This is a genomic window from Roseobacter cerasinus, assembly GCF_009811755.1.
Taxonomy (GTDB): Bacteria; Pseudomonadota; Alphaproteobacteria; order Rhodobacterales; family Rhodobacteraceae; genus Roseobacter; species Roseobacter cerasinus.
The window spans coordinates 621,342-640,340 of sequence record NZ_BLIV01000001.1 but is presented as its reverse complement, the minus strand read 5'-3'; the positions used below and the strand labels follow the sequence as shown (position 1 = coordinate 640,340).

Here is an 18,999-nt window from a genome sequence, read left to right as displayed (position 1 = left end):
TAAACATGACTTTGATTAAATCTCTTTTGGCCAGCTTGTTTCTGTTGGCTCCGCTGTCTGCGCAGGCCGCGCAGTTGCTGATCTTTGAAGCCCAGGGTGAGGCGCTGGTGGATGGTGATCCCGCTGGCGATCTCTTTGCCGAATTCTTCGATCTGGACTTTGACGACACCGATATTGCGGCGGGTGGGCAGCAGTTGGGTGGCCTGCAGAACGCCAGCATACTGATCACGGATCTGGGCCCCGACCCACTGCTGGAGAGTTCCGACCTGCTCTCCGTGGTGCTCGACATCACACCAATTGGGCCAACTGGCGCGCCGACCGAGGATTTTCTGACGTTGGTGTTCGGCAGTCTGACCGGGGCTGACGCTGATCTCTTTGGTGACACGGCAACGGTGGTGTTTTCTTTCTTTGCCGAGTCGCTCGACAACAGTGTTATCTCACCGGTCACCGCGCGCGTCTATTCCGATCTGGCGCCGATCCCGCTGCCCGCGTCGCTGCCCTTGCTCGCTGTGGGTGGCATCGCCTTGCTTGGTCTGCGCCGGCGCAGCTCACGCTGATTTCAACCTGCGCATATCACCGGAAAAGCGGCCCTACTGGGCCGTTTTTTTGTGTCAAGCCTCCCGCATGCCTTTGAACGCGCGCCGCATAGATCCCGAACGGCCCGCTCGACGACTTGCAAGATGGCCGTTGGTGCACTCAGATGCTGCGAGATAGGCGAAATCACGGAATCATGTTAGTGTCGATGTATTGGTTAATGATATTTGAAAGACACAGGCATGGGGCGTCACCTCGTACTGACCGTTCATGGTATTGGAGAGCAGAAACCCGGCGAGACGGTGGACGCGATTGTTGGTGCTGCCACAACGCGATTTCCAGATGTGAACCGCGTGCCGGTTGTGGTCGAGCGCGACCTGATCCAGCTGGCCGAACAGGAATTCAACGGGAGCGAGCGCCGCGCCAAGCTCTTTCCGATGCATCTGCGCAAGGTGCGGCCCGTTGACGGAGATGACGAAACCCTCTTTGCCGAGGTCTATTGGGCCGATCGCTCGCCTGCGCCCGTTGGTCCATTCCGTACGATTTTCGACCTGCTCAAGGTGGTGTTGGGTCTTGGCTATCTGGCCATGGACAATGTGGAGAACAATCGGGGCCGGTTCCCCATCGGTGTGGTGCATCTGTTCACATGGATCTTCTATGGGTTGGTGGCGCCTCTGAACGCGATGCTGGCGATTGGTGCCGGGCTTCTTTTGGCGGATGTCACACCGCTCGATATTGTGGCCAGTGACATTCCCGCCGCTGAGCGAAGTTGGGACAAGATTCCGCTGATCTGGGTCTTTTTTCTACATGGCGCGCTGACCCTCGGCGTTGGCGTGATCACGGCTGCGCGGGCCAATACATATCTGGTGCGCATCTTCGGGCGAGGCATGACCGCGCTTGGCGTGGTGATGCTGTTTCTGTGGGAATACGGCGTTTTCGGCGGTGATTTCTGTGATCATCTGAGCTGTCAGACCGATGTGGACAACCCCTTCACTAACCTGAATTCCTTTGTGCGCTACAGTGTGACCGCTTTGGGGGTGTCCTGGGCGTCTGTCGTTTTTCTGGCAATGGCGAGCTATGTCACCCTGCTTTTTCAGCAAGACACCGTAGCAGCGCGGCAGGATCGGCGGCACCGCAACATTTACCCCAGTATCTGTGCGGCGATGATCATGTTCTGGATGATCATCTCAAGCGCCATCTGGGTCGGGTTCGTCGAACTGGTCCGGAGCACCGCAGACCAAAACAAGGAGACCACAACATCTCAAAGCGAGCAGCCTCAAGATGCGAATGAGAACAAGGGTCTGGAACTTCTCAACGACTACTTTGCTGGCCCGATGAATGAGGCGATGGGCACGCTGTCTGTCACCTTTCTGGGCCTGATATTGATTGTGGTGGTGGGGCTGCTGCTCGTCGCTGTGCGTGCGTTCAATAAGGAGCTGCTTTACAAGCAACACGAGCTTGGCGCGCGCGTGATCCTGAACATCGGGTTACAATGGGCGTTCTTCGTGGCACTCACAATGATTGCCGTTTTCATCACCTATGACTTGTATCACGGGCGGATAATCGAAGGGGAGGAACCGGTCTGCGTTCTGGCTGAGTCTACCCGGTCGTTTGACCAGGCGATGACCTGCCTGCGCGCCGCCACACCCTATGTGATGACCGCACTTTTGGGGCTCTTCGTGCTGATCTATAACTTCTCCAACTTCGTTGCAGGTGGCCTTGGAGTGGTGCGGGACATCGTGACCTATGCGGTGGTGAAGAACTGCATGTGGTTGAACTCCGTCGAGGAGCGCCGCCCCAATTTCCACGAGCGCAACGCCATCGATGCGCGCTTTCGACGGGTGCTTTATTATGGTGTTGAAGCGTTGAAGCCAGATCGGATCACCGTGATTTCGCATTCACAGGGCACTGTGGTCAGCACACAGATGCTGCAGAACAAATGGGTCAAAAAGAAGATTGCAAAGCTGCAGGACGTGTTGCCGTATCGGAAGCACCCAATGGTTTTGCTGGTGACGATGGGGTCACCTGTCACGCATATCTACCGGCGGTACTTTGGGCAGTTCTTTCAGGTCCCCATTGACAACATGCCGAAGGGTATCGTCTGGCACAACATCCACCGGGCGGATGATTTTGTCGGTACGACGATAGATGACGTGGAAGGGCTTGCTGGCAACTGGTCGGTGCCGGCGGGCGGGCATACGGGCTATTTCACCGATTTCCATGTCTGGGACCGCTTATGGAACAAGGTGGGTTTTCGGCTGTTCTGAAAACATCCGTTTCACCAGGCCCGGAGAAAGTGCGCTTGCCCCCGTCGAGGGCGCGCGCACTGTCCGGCTTTCAGCCGGACGTACGGGCTGCACGATCTGTGATTTGTCGGTTTGGCTGATCTGCTAGACGGTACCGCCGAGGCTGCCTTCGAGCTGCACCATCTCCTGGCCGCCTGCCATCATATCTTGCAGCTCTTCGGGGGTGATCTCTCCGCGCACGGCCGTACCTAGCGTCTGGCCTCGGTTCAGCACGGTGAAGCGGTCGCCCACGGCCATGGCGTGGCGCACGTTGTGCGTGATGAAGACCACGGCAATGCCTTGCTTGCGCACCTTGTCGATGGTGGCCAGCACATTGGCGGTCTGCCGCACGCCAAGCGCTGACGTCGGCTCATCCAGGATCAGAACCTTGGCGCCGAAATGCACGGCGCGCGCAATCGCCACGGTCTGACGCTCGCCGCCCGAGAGCGTGCCCACCGCCTGATCCGGTCCCCGCAGGTTGATGCCCATATTGCGCATCTCCTCCATGGTCACGCGGTTGGCGTAGTCATGATCGAAAAAGCTTAGCCCAGCGATCTTGCGCACAGGCTCGTTGCCCATGAAGAAGTTCCGGCTGACACTCATCAGAGGGATCATCGCCAGATGCTGGTGCACGGTGGCAATGCCTGCTGCAATCGCGTCGCGCGGGTCGGCGAAGTCGAGCGGCTGACCCTCGAAGACAATCTCGCCGCTGGTGGGCTTGTGCACGCCAGACATGGTCTTGATGAAGGTCGACTTGCCCGCGCCATTATCGCCCAGCAGGCAGTGGCACTCACCGGGAAACACATCGACTGACACACCCGCCAGCGCAATGACCGAGCCAAAGTGCTTCTGGATCTCCTTCATCTGGATGATCGGATCAGCCATTACCGTTCTCCCGTGATGATGCGGCGGATGTAGGTGTTCAGGATCACCGCGAAGAGCAGGATGACCCCGAGGAACACCCGAAAGAGGCTCGATTCAACGCCTGCAAAGAACAGCCCCTGCTGGACCACCCCGAAGATCAGCGCGCCGAGCGCGGCGCCGATCACCGAGCCATAGCCGCCTGTGAGGAGCGCGCCGCCGATGACGACGGCGATGATCGCCTCGAACTCCTTCAATAGCCCCCGGTCGGCCCCAGCCGAGCCGAATTCCATCACCTGACAGACCGCAAAGACCGTGGCGCAGAAGGCGGTGAACATGAACATCAGGATCTTGACCTTGTTCACCGGCACGCCCGAATTCCGCGCAGCCTCGGCGTCGCCGCCCGCCGCGAAGATCCAGTTGCCGAACCGCGTGCGCGTCAGCAGGATATGCCCGAATATGATCAGCGCAATCGCCCAGACGATCAGCATGGGGATGCCGTCGACCACCGGTTGGCCCGCCCGCGTGCCACGCTCGAAGACGCCAATCACGCCCATATCGCCGAGCCACTGAAAGATCGGCTGCCCGATCTTTCCGCCAAAGATGGGGGCGAGCCAATCGCCTTCGGCTGCGTCGCGGATACCGCCGATGATGGTTTTGCGTTCGACTGTTTGAGGGATGTAGATGGTGAAGCCGCGCAGAATGAAGAGAAACGCCAGCGTGACGATGAAGCTGGGCAGGCCGGTGCGCACCACAATCCAGCCATTGAGCGCCCCCAGCGCACAGCAGATCACGAAGGTGATGAGGATGGCGATCCACATGGGCCAGGCCAGCACCACACCGAAGACGGCAATCATCATGCCCGCAAAGCCGATCATTGAGCCGACGGAGAGGTCAAACTCCCCCGCGATCATCAGCAGGCAGGCACCCACGGCGATGATCATGAACTGCGCCGAGACGATCGACCAGTTCATCACGCCTTGGCTGTTGAACATGCCGGAATCGAAGGCAAAGAGCGCGAAGAGTGTAAAGACCGCGACGGTGCCGACCATGCCGCCGAGTTCCGGGCGGATCAGCGCGCGGCGCAGCGGCGATATCTCTTTTATGCGCTCGTCGGTGGTGTCTGCCATGGCCTTGTCCCCCGGTGCATGCAGAAAGTGGGAAAAAGGGCGGCTATCGTCTTGCGAAAGCCGCCCGAAGCGTCGTTAGGAGATCAGCGGTACTCGCCCGCGAACTCTTCCACCTTGGTCAGCGCATCCTTGGTCACGAACCCGGGGCCGGAGTTGATGTTGTTGCCCGGCAGCACGCCAAAACGGTCCCAGTTGGCCAGGATCACAACCGGCATATAGGCCTGCAAGAAGGGCTGCTGGTCGATGCCCCAGTTGATGGTGCCGTCCTTAATGCCCTTCACGATCTCTTCGCCGAGGTCAAAGGTGCCGAAGTGGATCGCCCCCGCCATGCCGTTTTCCTGCAACGCGGCAATCGTCGGGTCTGCCGACACCGGGCCCAGCGTCAGGATGCCGTCCACATCCGGGTTGGCCGAGAGATAGGCCAGCACCTTGTTCTTGATCTCCGAGGGGTCGGTGCCGCTGTCCATCATCGAATCGCCCAGATCAATGCCCAGACCATCCGCATAGCCACGGCAGCGCTCGCCCACTGTGGGCTGCTGGATCGCGTGGTTCACGCAGAGGAAGTTGGTCACGCCCTCATCCTTGGCGCGCTGACCGGCGGCAAAGCCTGCGTCATATTCGGGCTGGCCCACATACATCAGCGCGCCGATCTCACGCGCCTGCTCCGGCGTGCCGGTGTTCATGATGATGACGTCGATACCCTGATCGACCGCCGCCGAAATCGGCCCCTTCAGCACGTCGAAGTCCGCCAGCGTGGTGATGATGCCATCGGGACCGGAGGCCGTGGCCTGCTCAATGATCCGCGCCATGTCGGCGATATCCCCGGTGGGCGGGTTGCGGTACTCGACCTCGGCACCCACTTGCTCACCGGCGAGCGCGATACCGTTCTTGATGGTGTTCCACCAGGTATCGCTGTCCGGCGCATGGCTGACGAGGATGTATTTCTCGCCCTCAGCCGCCGCTGTCTGCGCGACCGTAAAGGATGCGGCGGCCACCGCCGTGGCCAATGCCAGTTTCTTCATCAGAGATGTCATGTATTCCTCCCAAGGGTTCACCGTTCTCATGGCGCAAGAGTGACCTGCGTCACTTCTCCGAATCTGACTAAAGCACGGGGGGCGTTTTTTTGCAACCGGTTGCAAAAAGCGCCGCGCTGTTTCATGCTGCAAGGGCCCGGATCGTCAGATAAAAGAGACCGGACCCAATCGCATCGGACCCAGACCTATGCCCGTCACATTGAAAGAGGTTGCAGAACGCGCGGGCGTGTCTCGCTCTGCGGTCTCGCGCACCTTCACCGATGGCGCCTCGGTCTCGGAAAAGATGCGCCGCAAGGTCGAGAAGGCCGCGCGCGATCTGGGCTACAGCCCCAACGCGCTGGCCTCGTCGCTCACCACCGGGCGGACCAAGCTCATCGGGCTGATCTCGAACAACTTTCACAATCCGATTTTCCTGCAGGTCTTCGATCTCTTCACGCGCGGCCTACAGGATCGAGGCCTGCGTCCGCTGCTGGTGAACCTCACCGACGAGACCGACCCGCAGGCCTCTGTGCGCATGTTGAAGCAGTATTCCGTGGATGGCGCGGTGGTGGCCTCCTCAACCCTGCCGCCCGGCTTCTCCAAGGCCTTCCGCGACGCGGGCGTACCCGTGGTGCACAGCTTCGGCCGCTATTCCAGCGCACCCGAGGTGCATGTGGTGGGCATCAACAACGTCGAATGCGGGCGCATGGCCGCGCGCACCCTGGTCGCACGCGGCTACCGCAAGATCGCCTTCCTCGGCGGCCCCGAAGCGGCCACCTCCACGCAGGACCGCTACTCCGGCTTCTTCTCCGAACTCGGTGCGCATCGGGACGTCAAGACCAGCTACAGCTTTGCGGATGCTTATTCCTTCAACGCAGGCCGCCGCGAAATGCTGCGTCTTCTGAAGTCGGACCCGGCAGAGGCCTATTTCTGCGGCGACGACGTGCTCTCCATCGGCGTGCTCTCTGCCATCGCCGACAGCGGGCTGCGCGTGCCTGAGGACATCGGGATCATTGGTCTCAACGACATGGAAATGGCCCGCTGGGAGAACATCAAGCTTACAACGATCCACCAACCGATCCGCCAGATCGTGACGTCGTCGATTGAATTGATGGTCGCCATGCTGGACGAGCCGGACCGCTACCCCGAGGCCCGTATCTTTCCCTGCTCGATTGTCGAACGCGGTACGCTCAGATCATTGCCATAAGCCAGACGCCGTCCCGTGCCAGAGGTCAGCGTGAGCCCTCAACCGAGTGTGAGCTTGGCGGTCGTTCATGCCACACGACAAACGTGTATTACACTCCGGTCGAACTCAGGCTATTGTCTTTCGCGGAGCCAGTTTCGACGGCGTCTGTTGTGTAGTTTGGTTGTAAGCATTGAGAGATTTCGCCTCAAAAACAGGGCTTGACCCCTATGCGCTTGTGGAGCGTGCGTTCGAGCAGGGGTGGCTGCCGATCCACAGCATCCCTTTGGCGGGGGAGGGCGAATTCACCGTGCTCACACTCACAGGCCTGGTCCGGAAGGCAAAGAACCGCAAAACAACAAGGCGGTTTCGGCGCTCCGACAAATACGGCCCCGCGCGGACAACGGTGGTGGCTGTTAAAACCGGGAATTATCTGGCCGCGATCGCTTGGCGACCAATTGAAGGGTAGGGCTGAGCCTCTGCCGTTGCGCCGTCAAGTCCCGATCAAAGCCACTGAATGCAGATACCCGGTGCTCCCCGTGATGTGTAGCGTTGGCTATGACCGCCGGATCGGGTGACCTGCGCGCGCTGGCCTCCCGAACCACTGACATAAGGCTGCCCGCCTTTGACGTGGTGTCTTCAGTGTCTCTACTGCACTGACATCATTCATTTCGGGTAGGGCTTCGGGGAGCAGGTTTGAAGTGAAAGACGACAAGATCCATCGTGAGGTTGCCGCAATCAATTGCCGCGCATTGATTGAGAAGTCATCCGCGTTTGCCAGGCATAACGGGTCTTGTCCGAGGCTGAGTCGGCCGAGGGTACCGGGAACTTTGGCCGCAATGACTTGGAAACCGCCCGCAGGGGGAAGACCACCTTCGCTAACCGGTCCACCAGATTGTGATGTCATCCATTGAACTGATGGTCACCATGCTCGACGAGCCCGACCGCTACCCCGAAGCGCGGAGCTTTCCCTGCTCGACTGTGGAGCGGGGGACGCTCCGGCCTGAGGCATAGCTGTTCCCGGCACGACCGTCTCGGGCCGAGGTCTATCGAAACCTGGATCTGAGCGGTTTCATCTCCTGCGCAATCGTCGCCGCACAGTCATCGATTGTCATCGTGCCGGTATCCACCACGACGCGGTCAACTTGCCATGGTTCAAACTCGCGCTTGGAGACCTTCTTCCAGTCAGGGAGAACGAGACCCTCGACGTCACTCTTGCGTGTCTCAACCCGTTGGCGATGTAGTTTCTCGTTTGAACAGACTACTTCGACATTCAGAAGTTGGGCCGAGCTAGCGGTGGCGGTCTGCGACCATAGCTCTCTTGTGGTTCGAATCGGATTGACCGTGTCCGCGATTACATCGAAGCCAAGCAAGAGGTTGTCTTTTGCAATGGAAGAAATTGCCAGATAGCCAGCATCTTCCGCCGGATGGATGTTCAGGACGCTTCTCTTCAACGCTGCCTCAACCGAGTCGACGCGCAGGTGAAAAGCCTTGGTCCGCGCAGCCAGAGCCTTTGCGACTGTCGTCTTGCCAACCCCGGGAAGGCCTGAAAGAGAGATCAATATGGACATGGCAGAAGTTTAGCACCACCTTCACAAGAACGGCAGCGGGTGCTGCTTCAGTCCGAGGAAGTGGCGTGATCACCGCAACATCGGTGGTCGTGAATCGACCCATGCACCCTCGGCTTTTGCCGAGGCCACTGCGGCATAGACCGCCACCATGGACCGCAACCCATCCGTTGCGGAGGGCAGGGCGTCGCGCATCTCTCCCCGGATCGCGGCGGCCAGATCGACGTAAATGTTCGCCACCGCCAGTGGGAAGCCTTCGGGGTGGGCAATCGCCACGCGACTGAGCCGCGCCGCCTCATCCGACAGTCCAGCCTCACCTTTCTCCATGATCTGCGTACGCCCACCGACAGGCGTGTAGAAGACCTGATTGGGCTGCTCGGAGGCCCACCGCATCCCCCCCGTCTCGCCAAAAACCTGAATGTCGAACCCATGCTGCCGCCCGATGGCAACGGAAGAGGTCCAGAGCCGCCCGACCGTGCCGCCTTCCATGCGGAAGTTCACCATCGCGTCGTCTTCCAGCGTACGCGAAGGTATGGTCGAGGCGAAATCGGCAGACAAGCTGCGCACCTCGTCACCCGCGATGAAACTCGCCATATGCAGCGCATGGATGCCGCAATCGGCGAACTGCCCAGATACCCCCGCCATCGTCGGATCATAGCGCCAGCGCACGCGCGGATTGTCCGCGTCACCCGCATCGCCGTGGTGCCCGTGGCTGAAGTTGGCGACCACGAGGCGCACCTTGCCGATCTGGCCGGTCTTCACCATCTGCCGCATCTCCCGCACCATCGGGTAGGCGGAATAGCAGTAGTTCACCGCGCAGATCTTGCCCGAGGCCTCGGCCACGCGCACAATCTCCTCGCCTTCCTCCACGGTCATGGTCATCGGCTTTTCGCAGAGCACGTTGAACCCAGCCTCAAGGAACGCCTTGGTGATCTCGAAATGGGTGGAGTTCGGCGTGGCCACGGTGACCAGATCAACGCGATCTTCGCGCGTGCGTTCTCCCTCCAACATTTCCTGCCAGTTCGCATAGGCACGATCCGCCGCGACCCCCAGCGACTGCGCATAGGCGCGGCCTTTCTCCGCATCCACATCCAGCGCCCCCGCCGCCAGCACAAAGTTGCCATCCGCCTGCGCGCCCAGACGGTGCGCTGGCCCGATCTGGCTGCCTTCTCCGCCGCCGATCATGCCCCAGTTGAGTTTTGTCATGTCCAGCACCCCTTACCGAAAGCCAATGGATTCAAGATATTCACGGTTCGCGCGGGCATCGCCCAGCGGGTCCGGGTCCAAAAGCGGGTCGCAATCCTGCTCCACCGTGCACCAGCCCTCGAAGCCCGCGTCCAGCAGCACTTGCCGCACCGCCGAAAAGTCTACATCCCCTTGCCCGAGGTTGCAGAAAATCCCCTGTCCGCAGGCGTCGTAGAACCCGGTCCGCTTGGCGATCACATTGGCCTTCACCACCGGATCAATATCCTTGAAGTGCATGTAGGAGATGCGCCCGATGTGCCGCTGCATGAAGGCAACCGGATCGAAGCCCGCATAGGAGTGATGGCCGGTGTCGAAGCAGATCTTGAGTACGCTCTCATCCACCTCGTCCAGCAACCGCTCCAACTCCGGCTCGAAGTCCATGAACCCCGCCGCATGGGCGTGGATGCCCACGGTGAGCCCGTAGTCCTCAGCGCCCATCTTCGCGATGGTTGCGATCTTGTCGCGATAGGCAGCCCATTCCGCGCTGTCCATCTGCTCGGCCTCCGTGGCCCGCCCAGCTGTCGGCGCGCGGCGCGGCGAGATGGAATCGATCAGCACCAGATGTTTGGCGCCATGCGCGGCCAGCGCCTTGCAGGTGCGCACCGATCCGTCCACCACGTCGTCCCAGGCATCTGGCTCGTGAAACGGGCGGAAGACCACGCCGCCGATCAACTCCAGATCGTGCCGGGCCAGCGCCTCGCCCAGCTCCCCAGGGTCCTCTGGCATGAAGCCCACGGGGCCGAGCTCGATGCCCTTGTAGCCCGCCGCCGCGCAGTCCGTCAGCACCGATTGCCACGTGGGGTTGCGCGCGTCGTCCGCGAATTCCACGCCCCAGGAGCAGGGCGCATTGCCAATTCGTATCGTCATGGGAAGCCCTTTCTTGGGTCAGAAGTCGGAAATCTCTTTCCAGGTTTTGTCTTTGGATGAGGCCATGGCTGCAGCGATCACGCGGTTGACCTCCATGCCGTCGCGAAAGGTCGGCCAGACCGGCTGCCCTGTCTCGATGGACTTCAGAAAGTCGCGCGCTTCGATGATGATCTGGTCCTGATAACCGGTGCCATGCCCCGGCCCCTCGCAAAAGGGCTCATAGTCCGGGTGCGCCGGGCCGGTCAGGATCTTGGTGAACCCCCGCGTCGCCTCCGGCCCCTCAGCGCGGTAGAGCCAGAGCGCGTTCTGATCCTCTTGATCGAAGCGAATGGCGCCTTTCGTACCCGTGATCTCATAGGCATAGCCCATCTTGCGCCCCGTCGAGATGCGCGAGAAGTAAAGCTGCCCCATGGTGCCGCGTGCAAACCGGCACATCATCTGACCGTGATCGTCGTTGGTCACCGTGCCGCCGGGGCGCGTCTCATGCACCACCTCCACCTCGGCGATCAGCCGGTCGATGGGGCCGAGCAGAGCCAGTGCTGCATTGATCATATGCGGCGCCAGATCGCCCATCGTGCCGTTCGCATCGCCCTCCGTCCGCCAAGAGGCAGGCGTCTTGGGATCAGCCAGAAAATCCTCCGTATGCTCGCCGCGAAACCAGGTGACCTCGCCGATTACCCCATCTGCAATCAGCGCCCGCGCATACTGGCTGGCGGGCGTGCGGATGTAGTTGAACCCGGTCATATTCGCCACACCAGCGGCCTCGGCTGCAGCCACCATCGCGCGGCTGTCCTCCAACGACGCCCCCAGTGGTTTCTCACAGAACACCGGCTTGCCACGCGCGAAAGCCGCTTCGGCAATCGCGCGGTGGGTCTCCTGCGGGCTGGCGATCACAAGCGCCTCGACCTTCGGATCCGCGACCAGCGCCTGCCAGTCATCGGTCGCACGGGCAAACCCATAGGCCGTCCGGTACCGCTCCGCACTTTCGGGCGAGGTGGCGCAGATCATCTCCAGCCGGGGCCGCAGGCCTGTGTTGAACACCGCGCCCACCGCAGACATCGCCACCGCATGCGCCTTGCCCATGTAGCCGCCGCCGACAATGCCTATCCCAATCTCAGCCATCGGCGTTCCTTTTGTGAGACTCCGGTTGCAACCGGTTGCAAAATTAGTATCGTGAGAGTCGGAGCTGATCAAGACGCGAATTGATCTGGCCGCACCGACCGCCTGAAGGACCCCTGTTTCGATGACCTCTCAGACCCTGACCACCGCGCAGGCCATCATCAAATGGCTGGACGCTCAGTTTATCGAGATCGACGGCGTGGAGATGCGCGTCTGCGGCGGTGGCTTCGGCATCTTCGGCCATGGCAATGTGCCCTGCCTTGGTGAGGCGCTCTACGGCGTGCAGGAGACACTCCCGCTCTACCGTGGCCAGAACGAGCAAAGCATGGGCTTCGCTGCGGTGGGATACGCCAAGCAATGGCTGCGCCAGCGGTTCATGTTCTGCACCGCCTCCGCCGGGCCGGGCACGTCGAACCTTGTCACCTCTGCGGCGCTCGCGCATGCGAACCGGCTGCCGATGCTGCTCCTCTGCGGGGACGCCTATGTTACGCGCCTGCCGGACCCTGTGCTGCAGCAGATGGAGCATTTCCACGACCCGACCGTCGGCGTGAACGACGCGTTCAAACCGGTCAGCCGCTATTGGGACCGGATCACGCACCCTGCCCAGATCATCCAGTCGCTGCCCGCCGCACTCGCCATATTGCTTGACCCTGCCGATTGCGGCCCGGCCTTCATCGGGTTGCCGCAGGATGTGCAAGGCTGGGCCTATGACTACCCCGATGAGTTCTTCGAAAAGCGCGTGCACCGCATTCGGCGCCAAACGCCGGATGCGGCTGAAGTCGCCGATGCCGCCGCCCTGCTGAAAACCGCCCAACGCCCGATGATCATCGCCGGTGGCGGCGTGCAATATTCCCGTGCGGTGGCGGACCTCACCGCCTTCGCCGAAGCGCATCAGATCCCCGTGGTCGAGACTATCGCGGGCCGCGCGAACCTCGTGGACACCCATCCGCTCAACATCGGCCCCATTGGTGTCACAGGCTCCGACAGCGCCAATGCCATCGCCGAAGAGGCGGACGTGATCCTCGCCGTGGGCACCCGGCTGCAGGATTTCACCACCGGCTCGTGGACGGCGTTCTCCAAAGACGCGCGCTTCATCTCGCTCAACGCGGGCCGCCATGATGCGGGCAAGCACCGCTCTCTGCCGATCGTCGGCGATGCGAAACTCGGGCTCACAGCCCTCGCCACCGCTCTGGGTGACGACCAAGCGCCCGCCCCCTGGGTCGACTCCGCGAAAGCCCACCGCGCCAAATGGAGCGCCTATGTGGCCGACAATGTTTCCTATGATGGCAACCGCCCCAACTCCTACGCGCAGGCCATTGGTGTGGTGAACGCTCTTTGCGATCCGCGCGACCGGGTCGTGGCTGCAGCCGGAGGCCTGCCCGCAGAGGTCACCGCCAACTGGCGCACGCTGGACACGGGCACGGTGGATGTCGAATTCGGCTTCTCCTGCATGGGTTATGAGATTGCGGGCGCCTGGGGCGCGCGTATCGCCCAGTCCCAGCGTGAGCCGGAGCGTGACACGATCACCTTCTGCGGCGACGGCTCTTACCTGATGCTGAACTCTGACATCTACTCCTCAGTGTTGACGGGCAAGAAGCTGATCATCCTCGTGCTCGACAACGGCGGCTTTGCGGTCATTAACAAGCTGCAGAACAACACCGGCAACGAGAGCTTCAACAACCTGATCGCCGACTGCCCCACGGTGCCGGAGCCCTTCGCCGTGGACTTTGAGGCGCACGCCGCCTCCATGGGCGCTCACGCTGAAACCGTCGCCAATCCCGCCGAGTTGGCTGAGGCGTTCAAACGCGCGCAAGGCGCCGACAAGACCAGCGTGATCGTGATGAAGGTGGACGCCTACGAGGGCTGGACGACCCAAGGCCATACCTGGTGGGAATGCGGCACCCCGCAAGTCTCCACCTCCGAAAAGGTGCGCGCAGCCCATGCGGACTGGGAAAGCGCCCGCCCGCGCCAGCGGAAGGGCGTCTGATGCTCAGGGACGCGCTTGCCACCGGCAATTTCCTGGTGATCGGCCGGGTGGGCATGGATTTTTACGCCGACCCGCCCGGCACCCGCACCCGCGACGCCACGACCATGCATGTGAGCATGGGCGGCTCGGCAGCCAATACCGCGGCAGGGCTGGTCAAGCTCGGCTGCAAGGCAGCGCTGGTCACCGCCGTCTCCGACGATGCGGTGGGCTGGTACTGCGAGGGCCAGCTTGATCACTACGGCATCGACCGCGCCCATGTGAAACGCGTGCGCGGCGAATATCGCACGTCGCTCGCCGTCTACGAGACCCGCATCGAAGAGCATCAATCCGTCATTTACCGCAACAATGCGGCGGATTTTCAGATGGACGTGGCGGATATCGAGGCCATCGACTTCACCGCCTACGGTGCCGTGCTCACCGCCGGAACGGTCTTCGCCGCCGAACCCTCACGCAGCGCGGCCTTCCGTGCCTTCGAGAAGGCGAAAGCGGCCCGCCTGCCGATCCTGTTTGACATCGACTACCGCCCCTACAGCTGGCCCTCGGCGGAGGAAGCTGCCGATGTGCTCACCCGGGCGGGCGATATGGCCGACGTGATCGTCGGCAACGATGAGGAGTTCGGCTTCATGGCCGGGCACATCGACAAGGGCCTCGCCAAGGCCCGCGCGCTGGCCGAGACCTCCGCCCAAATCGTGATCTACAAGATGGGCCCAGAGGGCGCGATTACCTTCGCGGAGGGCGCCGAGACCCGCACCGGCATCTACCCTGTCGAGGCCGTGAAACCCACCGGCGCGGGCGACAGCTTCATGGCGGGCTTGCTCGCCAGCCTCGCGAAAGGCCGCCCGCTGAAAGAGGCGGTGCTGCGCGGCTCGGCTTGCGCGTCGCATGTGGTGGCCCGCCCCGGCTGCGCGCCCGCCATGCCCGACACCGATCAACTCGCGGCATTTCTCGCCGCGCACCCCGGCCCGACCGAGGCCTAGGAAGGAGACATCATGCACATTGCCCCGCACGACAATCGCAACACGCCCATCGTGGATGCCGATGACCCCACCGTGCCGCTGAACTACTTCAACATCGTCAAACTGACGAAGGGCCAGAACTTTGAGTATCAGGTGCCGGGCTACGAGACCTGCATCGTGCCCGCCACCGGCACCGTGGATGTGGAGGTCGAGGGTGTCAGCTTTAACAAACTCGGCAACCGCAGCGAGGATGTCTGGGATGGCGAGCCCGAAGGCGTCTATGTGCCCGTCGGCGCCAAGGTGCGCCTGACTTGCACCTCGGACGCCACGGAGACCTTCATCGCGGGCGCCAGATACGACACCGTGCTGGAGCCGTTCGATGTGCGCGTGCCTGAACTCGACAAGGTGCAATATGGCTCCGACGACACCAAGACCCACCGCAAGATCAAGCACATCCTGGGCCAGAAGCAGCACGACAAGGTCGGGCGCCTGCTGGTCTCCGAGCTTTTCACTGTGGGGCAGGGCGGCTGGTCGGGCTTTCCTGCGCATAAGCATGACACCGACAATCTCCCACACGAGACGCGGCACGACGAGACCTACAACTTCCGCTTCCGGCCAAAGCATGGCTCTGGCGTGCAAATCCTGCAGCGCGAGGAGGGTCAGCCGGGCGATGCCTACCAGCTGATGGATGGCTCCACGATCTGCATCGACAAGGGCTATCACCCCTGCGCAGTGATGCCGGGCTACGAGATGTACTATTTCACCATCCTCGGCGGCCTTAGCCAGCGCAGCCTGGTGCAGTTTTTCCAGCCCACCCACGCCTATCAGATCGAGACGATCCCCGGCATCAAAGACATGGTGGCGAAGTTCAAGTGATGCAGTTTGCGACGTCGCAAGATGAACGGAGGGCAACCCCCGGCCGCGGGCACGGGGCTGCCCGGCGGTGCCGCCGGGCGATGTCTTTCAATTCAACGACCTGCGACGGGACATAGCTCATGCCCCTCGTCACCCTCTCCGACGTTCTCCAGCCCGCTCTCAAAGACGGCCACGCCGTCGCGGGCCTTGTCACCCTCGGCTGGGAGGACATGCGCGCCTATGTCGCCGCTGCCGAAGCCGAACACGTGCCGCTGATCCTGCAGGCGGGCCCCTCCTGCCGCGCACACACGCCGCTCCCGATTCTGGGCAAGATGTTTCGCCATCTCGCAGACGGGGCCAGCGTGCCCGTCGTCGCCCACCTCGACCATGGCTACACCGCTGTGGAGTGCCGCGAGGCGCTGGAGAGCGGTTTCACCTCTCTGATGTTCGACGGCTCCCGCCTGCCGCTCCAGCAAAACATCGACGAGACCGCCGCCATCGCCGAAATGGCGCACAGCGCGGGCATCTCTTGCGAGGGCGAGATTGGCTTTGTCGGCTACGCTCAGGGCGCCGCCTCCCAAGGCACCGATCCCGAGGAGGCCGCACAATTTGCCCGCGAGACCAAAGTCGACGCCATGGCGATCTCCGTCGGCAATGTGCACCTGCAGGAAAACAAGGAAGGCGGGCTCGACGAGCCCCGCATCCGCGCCATCGAAGCGTTGACGGATGTGCCGCTTGTGATCCACGGCGGCTCCGGCGTGCCGCTGGCCCAACGCCAGCACCTCGCCCGCACGTCCCATGTCTGCAAATACAACATCGGGACCGAGCTGCGCATGGCCTTCGGCGCCGCCCTGCGCGCCGCCGTCAACAGCGACCCGGCCCGCTTCGACCGTGTGGAGATCCTGAAGGACACCCACGACCCGCTGGTCGAGGCCACCCGCACCGTCCTGCGCGGGCTGACAGGAGAGACGCAATGCTGAACATTGGCCTCCTGGGCTGCGGGCGCATCGGCGCGGTGCACGCGGGCTCCATCGCGCGGCTCGATGGCGCACGGGTCAGTGCCGTCTCCGACGCGGTCCCCGCCGCCGCTCAGGCACTTGCCACAAAGGCGGGCGCGCAGACCCTCGACCCGGGCGAGCTGATCGCCAGCGCGGAGGTCGATGCCGTGGTGATCGGCACGCCGACCGACACGCATTACGATCTGATCCATGCCGCGGCCAAGGCGGGCAAGGCGATCTTCTGCGAAAAGCCCATCGACATGTCCGCCGACCGCATCCGCGACTGCATCACAGCGGTCGAGGCCACGTCGGTGCCCTTCATGACCGCCTTCAACCGCCGGTTCGACCCGAATTTCGCCCATCTGCAGGCCCGCCTCGCTGCCGGTGACATTGGCGAAGCGGAAATCATCACGATCCTGTCGCGTGACCCCTCACCGCCGCCTGTGAGCTATGTCAAAAGCTCCGGCGGCATCTTTCGCGACATGATGATCCACGATCTCGACATGGCGCGGTTCCTTCTGGGGGAGGAGCCGACGCACGTCTTCGCGGTGGGCTCCGCGCTGGTCGATCCCGAGATCGGCGCCGCCGGGGACGCCGATACCGCAGCGGTGACCCTCACCACCGCCAGCGGCAAGATCTGCCAGATCAGCAACTCGCGCCGTGCCACCTATGGGTATGACCAGCGGATTGAGGTGCATGGGTCACATGGCATGTTGCGCGCCGCCAATGTGCAGGAGCACACGGTCGAGACGGCGACAGCCATCGGCTTCGCCACCGCTCCGGCGGTGCACTTCTTTCTCGAACGCTACGAGGCGGCCTATCTGGCGGAGATGGCGCATTTCATCGCTGCCGTCCGCGACGGCACCGCGCCGTCGCCCGGCATCACCGACGGGCTGCGCGCCCAGATGCTCGCCGATGCCGCCACGCAGTCCTGGCAGACCGGTCAGCCTGTCTCAGTGGCGGGCAGCGCCTGACGCTCGGACGCGATCCGATGCGCGGCTGCGAGGTCCGCAACCAGATCCGCGCGCAACCGGTCCTGCTCCGCCGCATCGGGCGTGCGCAGAATATGCGCCGGATGCAGGGAGAGCAGCACGTCGCCGCCGTGCCGCCCACGCTCCAGCGTCCCGCGTCGGCGCATGACACCCGCACCATCACCAGTAAGCGCCAGCGCCGCCGTGGCTCCCAGCGCCAGAACCAAGCGCGGTCGCACGCGCGCAAGCTCCGCCTCCAGCCACCAGCGGCAATGATGGACTTCGCTGGTGTTGGGCCGCTGATGGATGCGCCGCTTGCCGCGTGTGACATATTTGAAGTGCTTCACCGCGTTGGTCAGATAGACCTCCGCGCGTGGCACCCCCGCCGCCTGCAGCGCCGCGTCCAGCACCTGCCCCGCAGGCCCGACAAAAGGCCGCCCCTGCAAATCCTCCAGATCGCCCGGCTGCTCGCCCACGATCATCAGCGCTGCGGTCGCCGGCCCGTCGCCCGGCACCGCTTGCGTGGCGCCGTGATGCAAAGGGCAGCGGGTACAGCCCGCAAGTGCTGCGGCAAACCCGTCCTGCGGCCCGCTCCAGTGATCCGGGGCCAGCGCCTCTGCGGCCCGTTGCACCCGGGCTGTGCGCAGAGGCGGCAGGGTGGGGGCCGCCGCTGCCATTGCCCGGGCGCGGGCCGGGGCCTCGGCGATCAACTCGGGTATGGCCGCAGCCTCGGGCATATTGTGCCAGTATTTCTTCGGCATTTCCGATTGCATGGCCTGCACTTTCAGCCGGGCCGGGTTGAAGATGTTGCGGAAGTAGGTGACCCACAGCCCCTCGCTCGCATCCTCAGGCATCTCGGGACGCGGCGCATCCAATAGAAACCGCAGCTGCCCGTCCTCGAAGATCGCCGAGACATCGGGCGTGAAAATCCGCCAGTCCATATCCGCAAAGCGGCGCGAAAAGAAGGTGGCGGTGAACTCAACCGTGTGATGCGTCGGCTCGAACCAGGCGGCGAAACTGCGGCGGGTGGCCTCCGGGTCGCCGATCTCGCGGAAGCGCACGAAGGCCTTCATCTTGTGCTTGCAGCGATGCACCGCCTTCTCCATCCGCCGCAGATGCGCGAGCGCCGGATCACCCCGATCCCGCATCAGCCCCGGCTCCCGCTGCAATCGCCAGAGAAAAGCATAAAGCCGGTCGAAGCGATCCGCATCGCTGTGCCAGATCACGGCACTGCTCATCGCAGCAAAGGCGCGGGGCACGCGGATCTCGCGGTTCACCTCGGGCACCTCTGCCTCGGTGTCAAACAGCCCCTGCGGCGCCTCGCCGTCCGTCCAGCGCAGCGCGTCCGGCGGCACGCCTGCGCTCAGGAACCCCCGCGCCGCCCGCCGCCACGCGGCCTCCGTGCCGATGCGCGGCAGGGTCACGCG

Annotated in this window: 17 protein-coding genes; 9 read left to right on the top strand and 8 right to left on the bottom strand. The window is 62.9% G+C overall.

The window, feature by feature from the left end:
- The first annotated feature begins 5 nt into the window (after positions 1-5).
- Together So717_RS03225 and So717_RS03220 are read left to right on the top strand one after the other, a co-directional pair.
- Complete coding sequence (locus So717_RS03225; RefSeq protein ID WP_159974741.1) at positions 6-557, top strand: hypothetical protein; 552 nt, start codon at positions 6-8, stop codon at positions 555-557.
- Between the two features lie 219 nt (positions 558-776).
- A complete protein-coding gene (locus tag So717_RS03220; RefSeq protein WP_159974740.1) occupies positions 777-2,801 on the top strand; it encodes a hypothetical protein in 2,025 nt (674 codons plus the stop codon).
- 123 nt (positions 2,802-2,924) lie between these two features.
- On the opposite strand, the gene So717_RS03215 is transcribed toward So717_RS03220, so the two are convergent.
- The 3 genes from So717_RS03215 to So717_RS03205 form a co-directional block, all read right to left on the bottom strand.
- Complete coding sequence (locus So717_RS03215; RefSeq protein WP_159974739.1) at positions 2,925-3,704, bottom strand: ATP-binding cassette domain-containing protein; 780 nt, start codon at positions 3,702-3,704, stop codon at positions 2,925-2,927.
- Positions 3,704-4,810, bottom strand: a complete 1,107-nt coding sequence (locus So717_RS03210; protein ID WP_159974738.1) for an ABC transporter permease — start codon at positions 4,808-4,810, stop codon at positions 3,704-3,706. The genes So717_RS03215 and So717_RS03210 overlap by 1 nt, the downstream gene beginning before the upstream one ends.
- A gap of 83 nt (positions 4,811-4,893) precedes the next feature.
- Positions 4,894-5,844: a sugar ABC transporter substrate-binding protein gene (locus So717_RS03205; protein ID WP_159974737.1), complete on the bottom strand. Its 951-nt coding sequence runs from the start codon at positions 5,842-5,844 to the stop codon at positions 4,894-4,896.
- 187 nt (positions 5,845-6,031) lie between these two features.
- Here So717_RS03205 and So717_RS03200 point away from each other — a divergent pair, with 187 nt between their 5' ends.
- The gene (locus tag So717_RS03200; RefSeq protein WP_159974736.1) at positions 6,032-7,030 is read left to right on the top strand and encodes a LacI family DNA-binding transcriptional regulator; all 999 of its coding nucleotides are present in this window, start codon (positions 6,032-6,034) and stop codon (positions 7,028-7,030) included.
- 169 nt (positions 7,031-7,199) lie between these two features.
- A complete protein-coding gene (locus So717_RS03195) occupies positions 7,200-7,475 on the top strand; it encodes a hypothetical protein (RefSeq protein ID WP_159974735.1) in 276 nt (91 codons plus the stop codon).
- Positions 7,476-8,052: 577 nt separating this feature from the next.
- Here the strand turns inward: So717_RS03195 and So717_RS03185 are convergent.
- From So717_RS03185 to So717_RS03170, 4 genes are all read right to left on the bottom strand, one after another.
- Positions 8,053-8,577, bottom strand: a complete 525-nt coding sequence (locus So717_RS03185) for a P-loop nucleotide/nucleoside kinase family protein (protein ID WP_159974734.1) — start codon at positions 8,575-8,577, stop codon at positions 8,053-8,055.
- 69 nt (positions 8,578-8,646) lie between these two features.
- Positions 8,647-9,780: a Gfo/Idh/MocA family protein gene (locus So717_RS03180; RefSeq protein WP_159974733.1), complete on the bottom strand. Its 1,134-nt coding sequence runs from the start codon at positions 9,778-9,780 to the stop codon at positions 8,647-8,649.
- A 12-nt stretch (positions 9,781-9,792) separates the two neighbouring features.
- Complete coding sequence (locus So717_RS03175) at positions 9,793-10,686, bottom strand: TIM barrel protein (protein ID WP_159974732.1); 894 nt, start codon at positions 10,684-10,686, stop codon at positions 9,793-9,795.
- Between the two features lie 18 nt (positions 10,687-10,704).
- Positions 10,705-11,808, bottom strand: coding sequence for a Gfo/Idh/MocA family protein (locus tag So717_RS03170; RefSeq protein WP_159974731.1), 1,104 nt, complete (start codon positions 11,806-11,808; stop codon positions 10,705-10,707).
- A gap of 121 nt (positions 11,809-11,929) precedes the next feature.
- Between So717_RS03170 and iolD the strand changes: the two genes are divergently transcribed.
- The 5 genes from iolD (at position 11,930) to iolG (ending at position 17,575) form a co-directional block, all read left to right on the top strand.
- A complete protein-coding gene (gene iolD / locus So717_RS03165; protein ID WP_159974730.1) occupies positions 11,930-13,792 on the top strand; it encodes a 3D-(3,5/4)-trihydroxycyclohexane-1,2-dione acylhydrolase (decyclizing) in 1,863 nt (620 codons plus the stop codon).
- The gene (gene iolC, locus So717_RS03160) at positions 13,792-14,769 is read left to right on the top strand and encodes a 5-dehydro-2-deoxygluconokinase (protein WP_159974729.1); all 978 of its coding nucleotides are present in this window, start codon (positions 13,792-13,794) and stop codon (positions 14,767-14,769) included. Before iolD ends, iolC begins: the two co-directional genes overlap by 1 nt.
- A gap of 12 nt (positions 14,770-14,781) precedes the next feature.
- Entirely contained in the window at positions 14,782-15,624 is an 843-nt protein-coding gene (locus tag So717_RS03155) for a 5-deoxy-glucuronate isomerase (protein WP_159974728.1), read from the top strand.
- Positions 15,625-15,743: 119 nt separating this feature from the next.
- A complete protein-coding gene (locus So717_RS03150) occupies positions 15,744-16,583 on the top strand; it encodes a class II fructose-bisphosphate aldolase (RefSeq protein ID WP_159974727.1) in 840 nt (279 codons plus the stop codon).
- A complete protein-coding gene (gene iolG / locus So717_RS03145) occupies positions 16,577-17,575 on the top strand; it encodes an inositol 2-dehydrogenase (protein ID WP_159974726.1) in 999 nt (332 codons plus the stop codon). Before So717_RS03150 ends, iolG begins: the two co-directional genes overlap by 7 nt.
- On the opposite strand, the gene So717_RS03140 is transcribed toward iolG, so the two are convergent.
- Complete coding sequence (locus So717_RS03140; protein WP_238840632.1) at positions 17,545-18,996, bottom strand: UdgX family uracil-DNA binding protein; 1,452 nt, start codon at positions 18,994-18,996, stop codon at positions 17,545-17,547. The two genes, iolG and So717_RS03140, sit on opposite strands and share 31 nt — an antisense overlap.
- Positions 18,997-18,999: the final 3 nt, after the last annotated feature.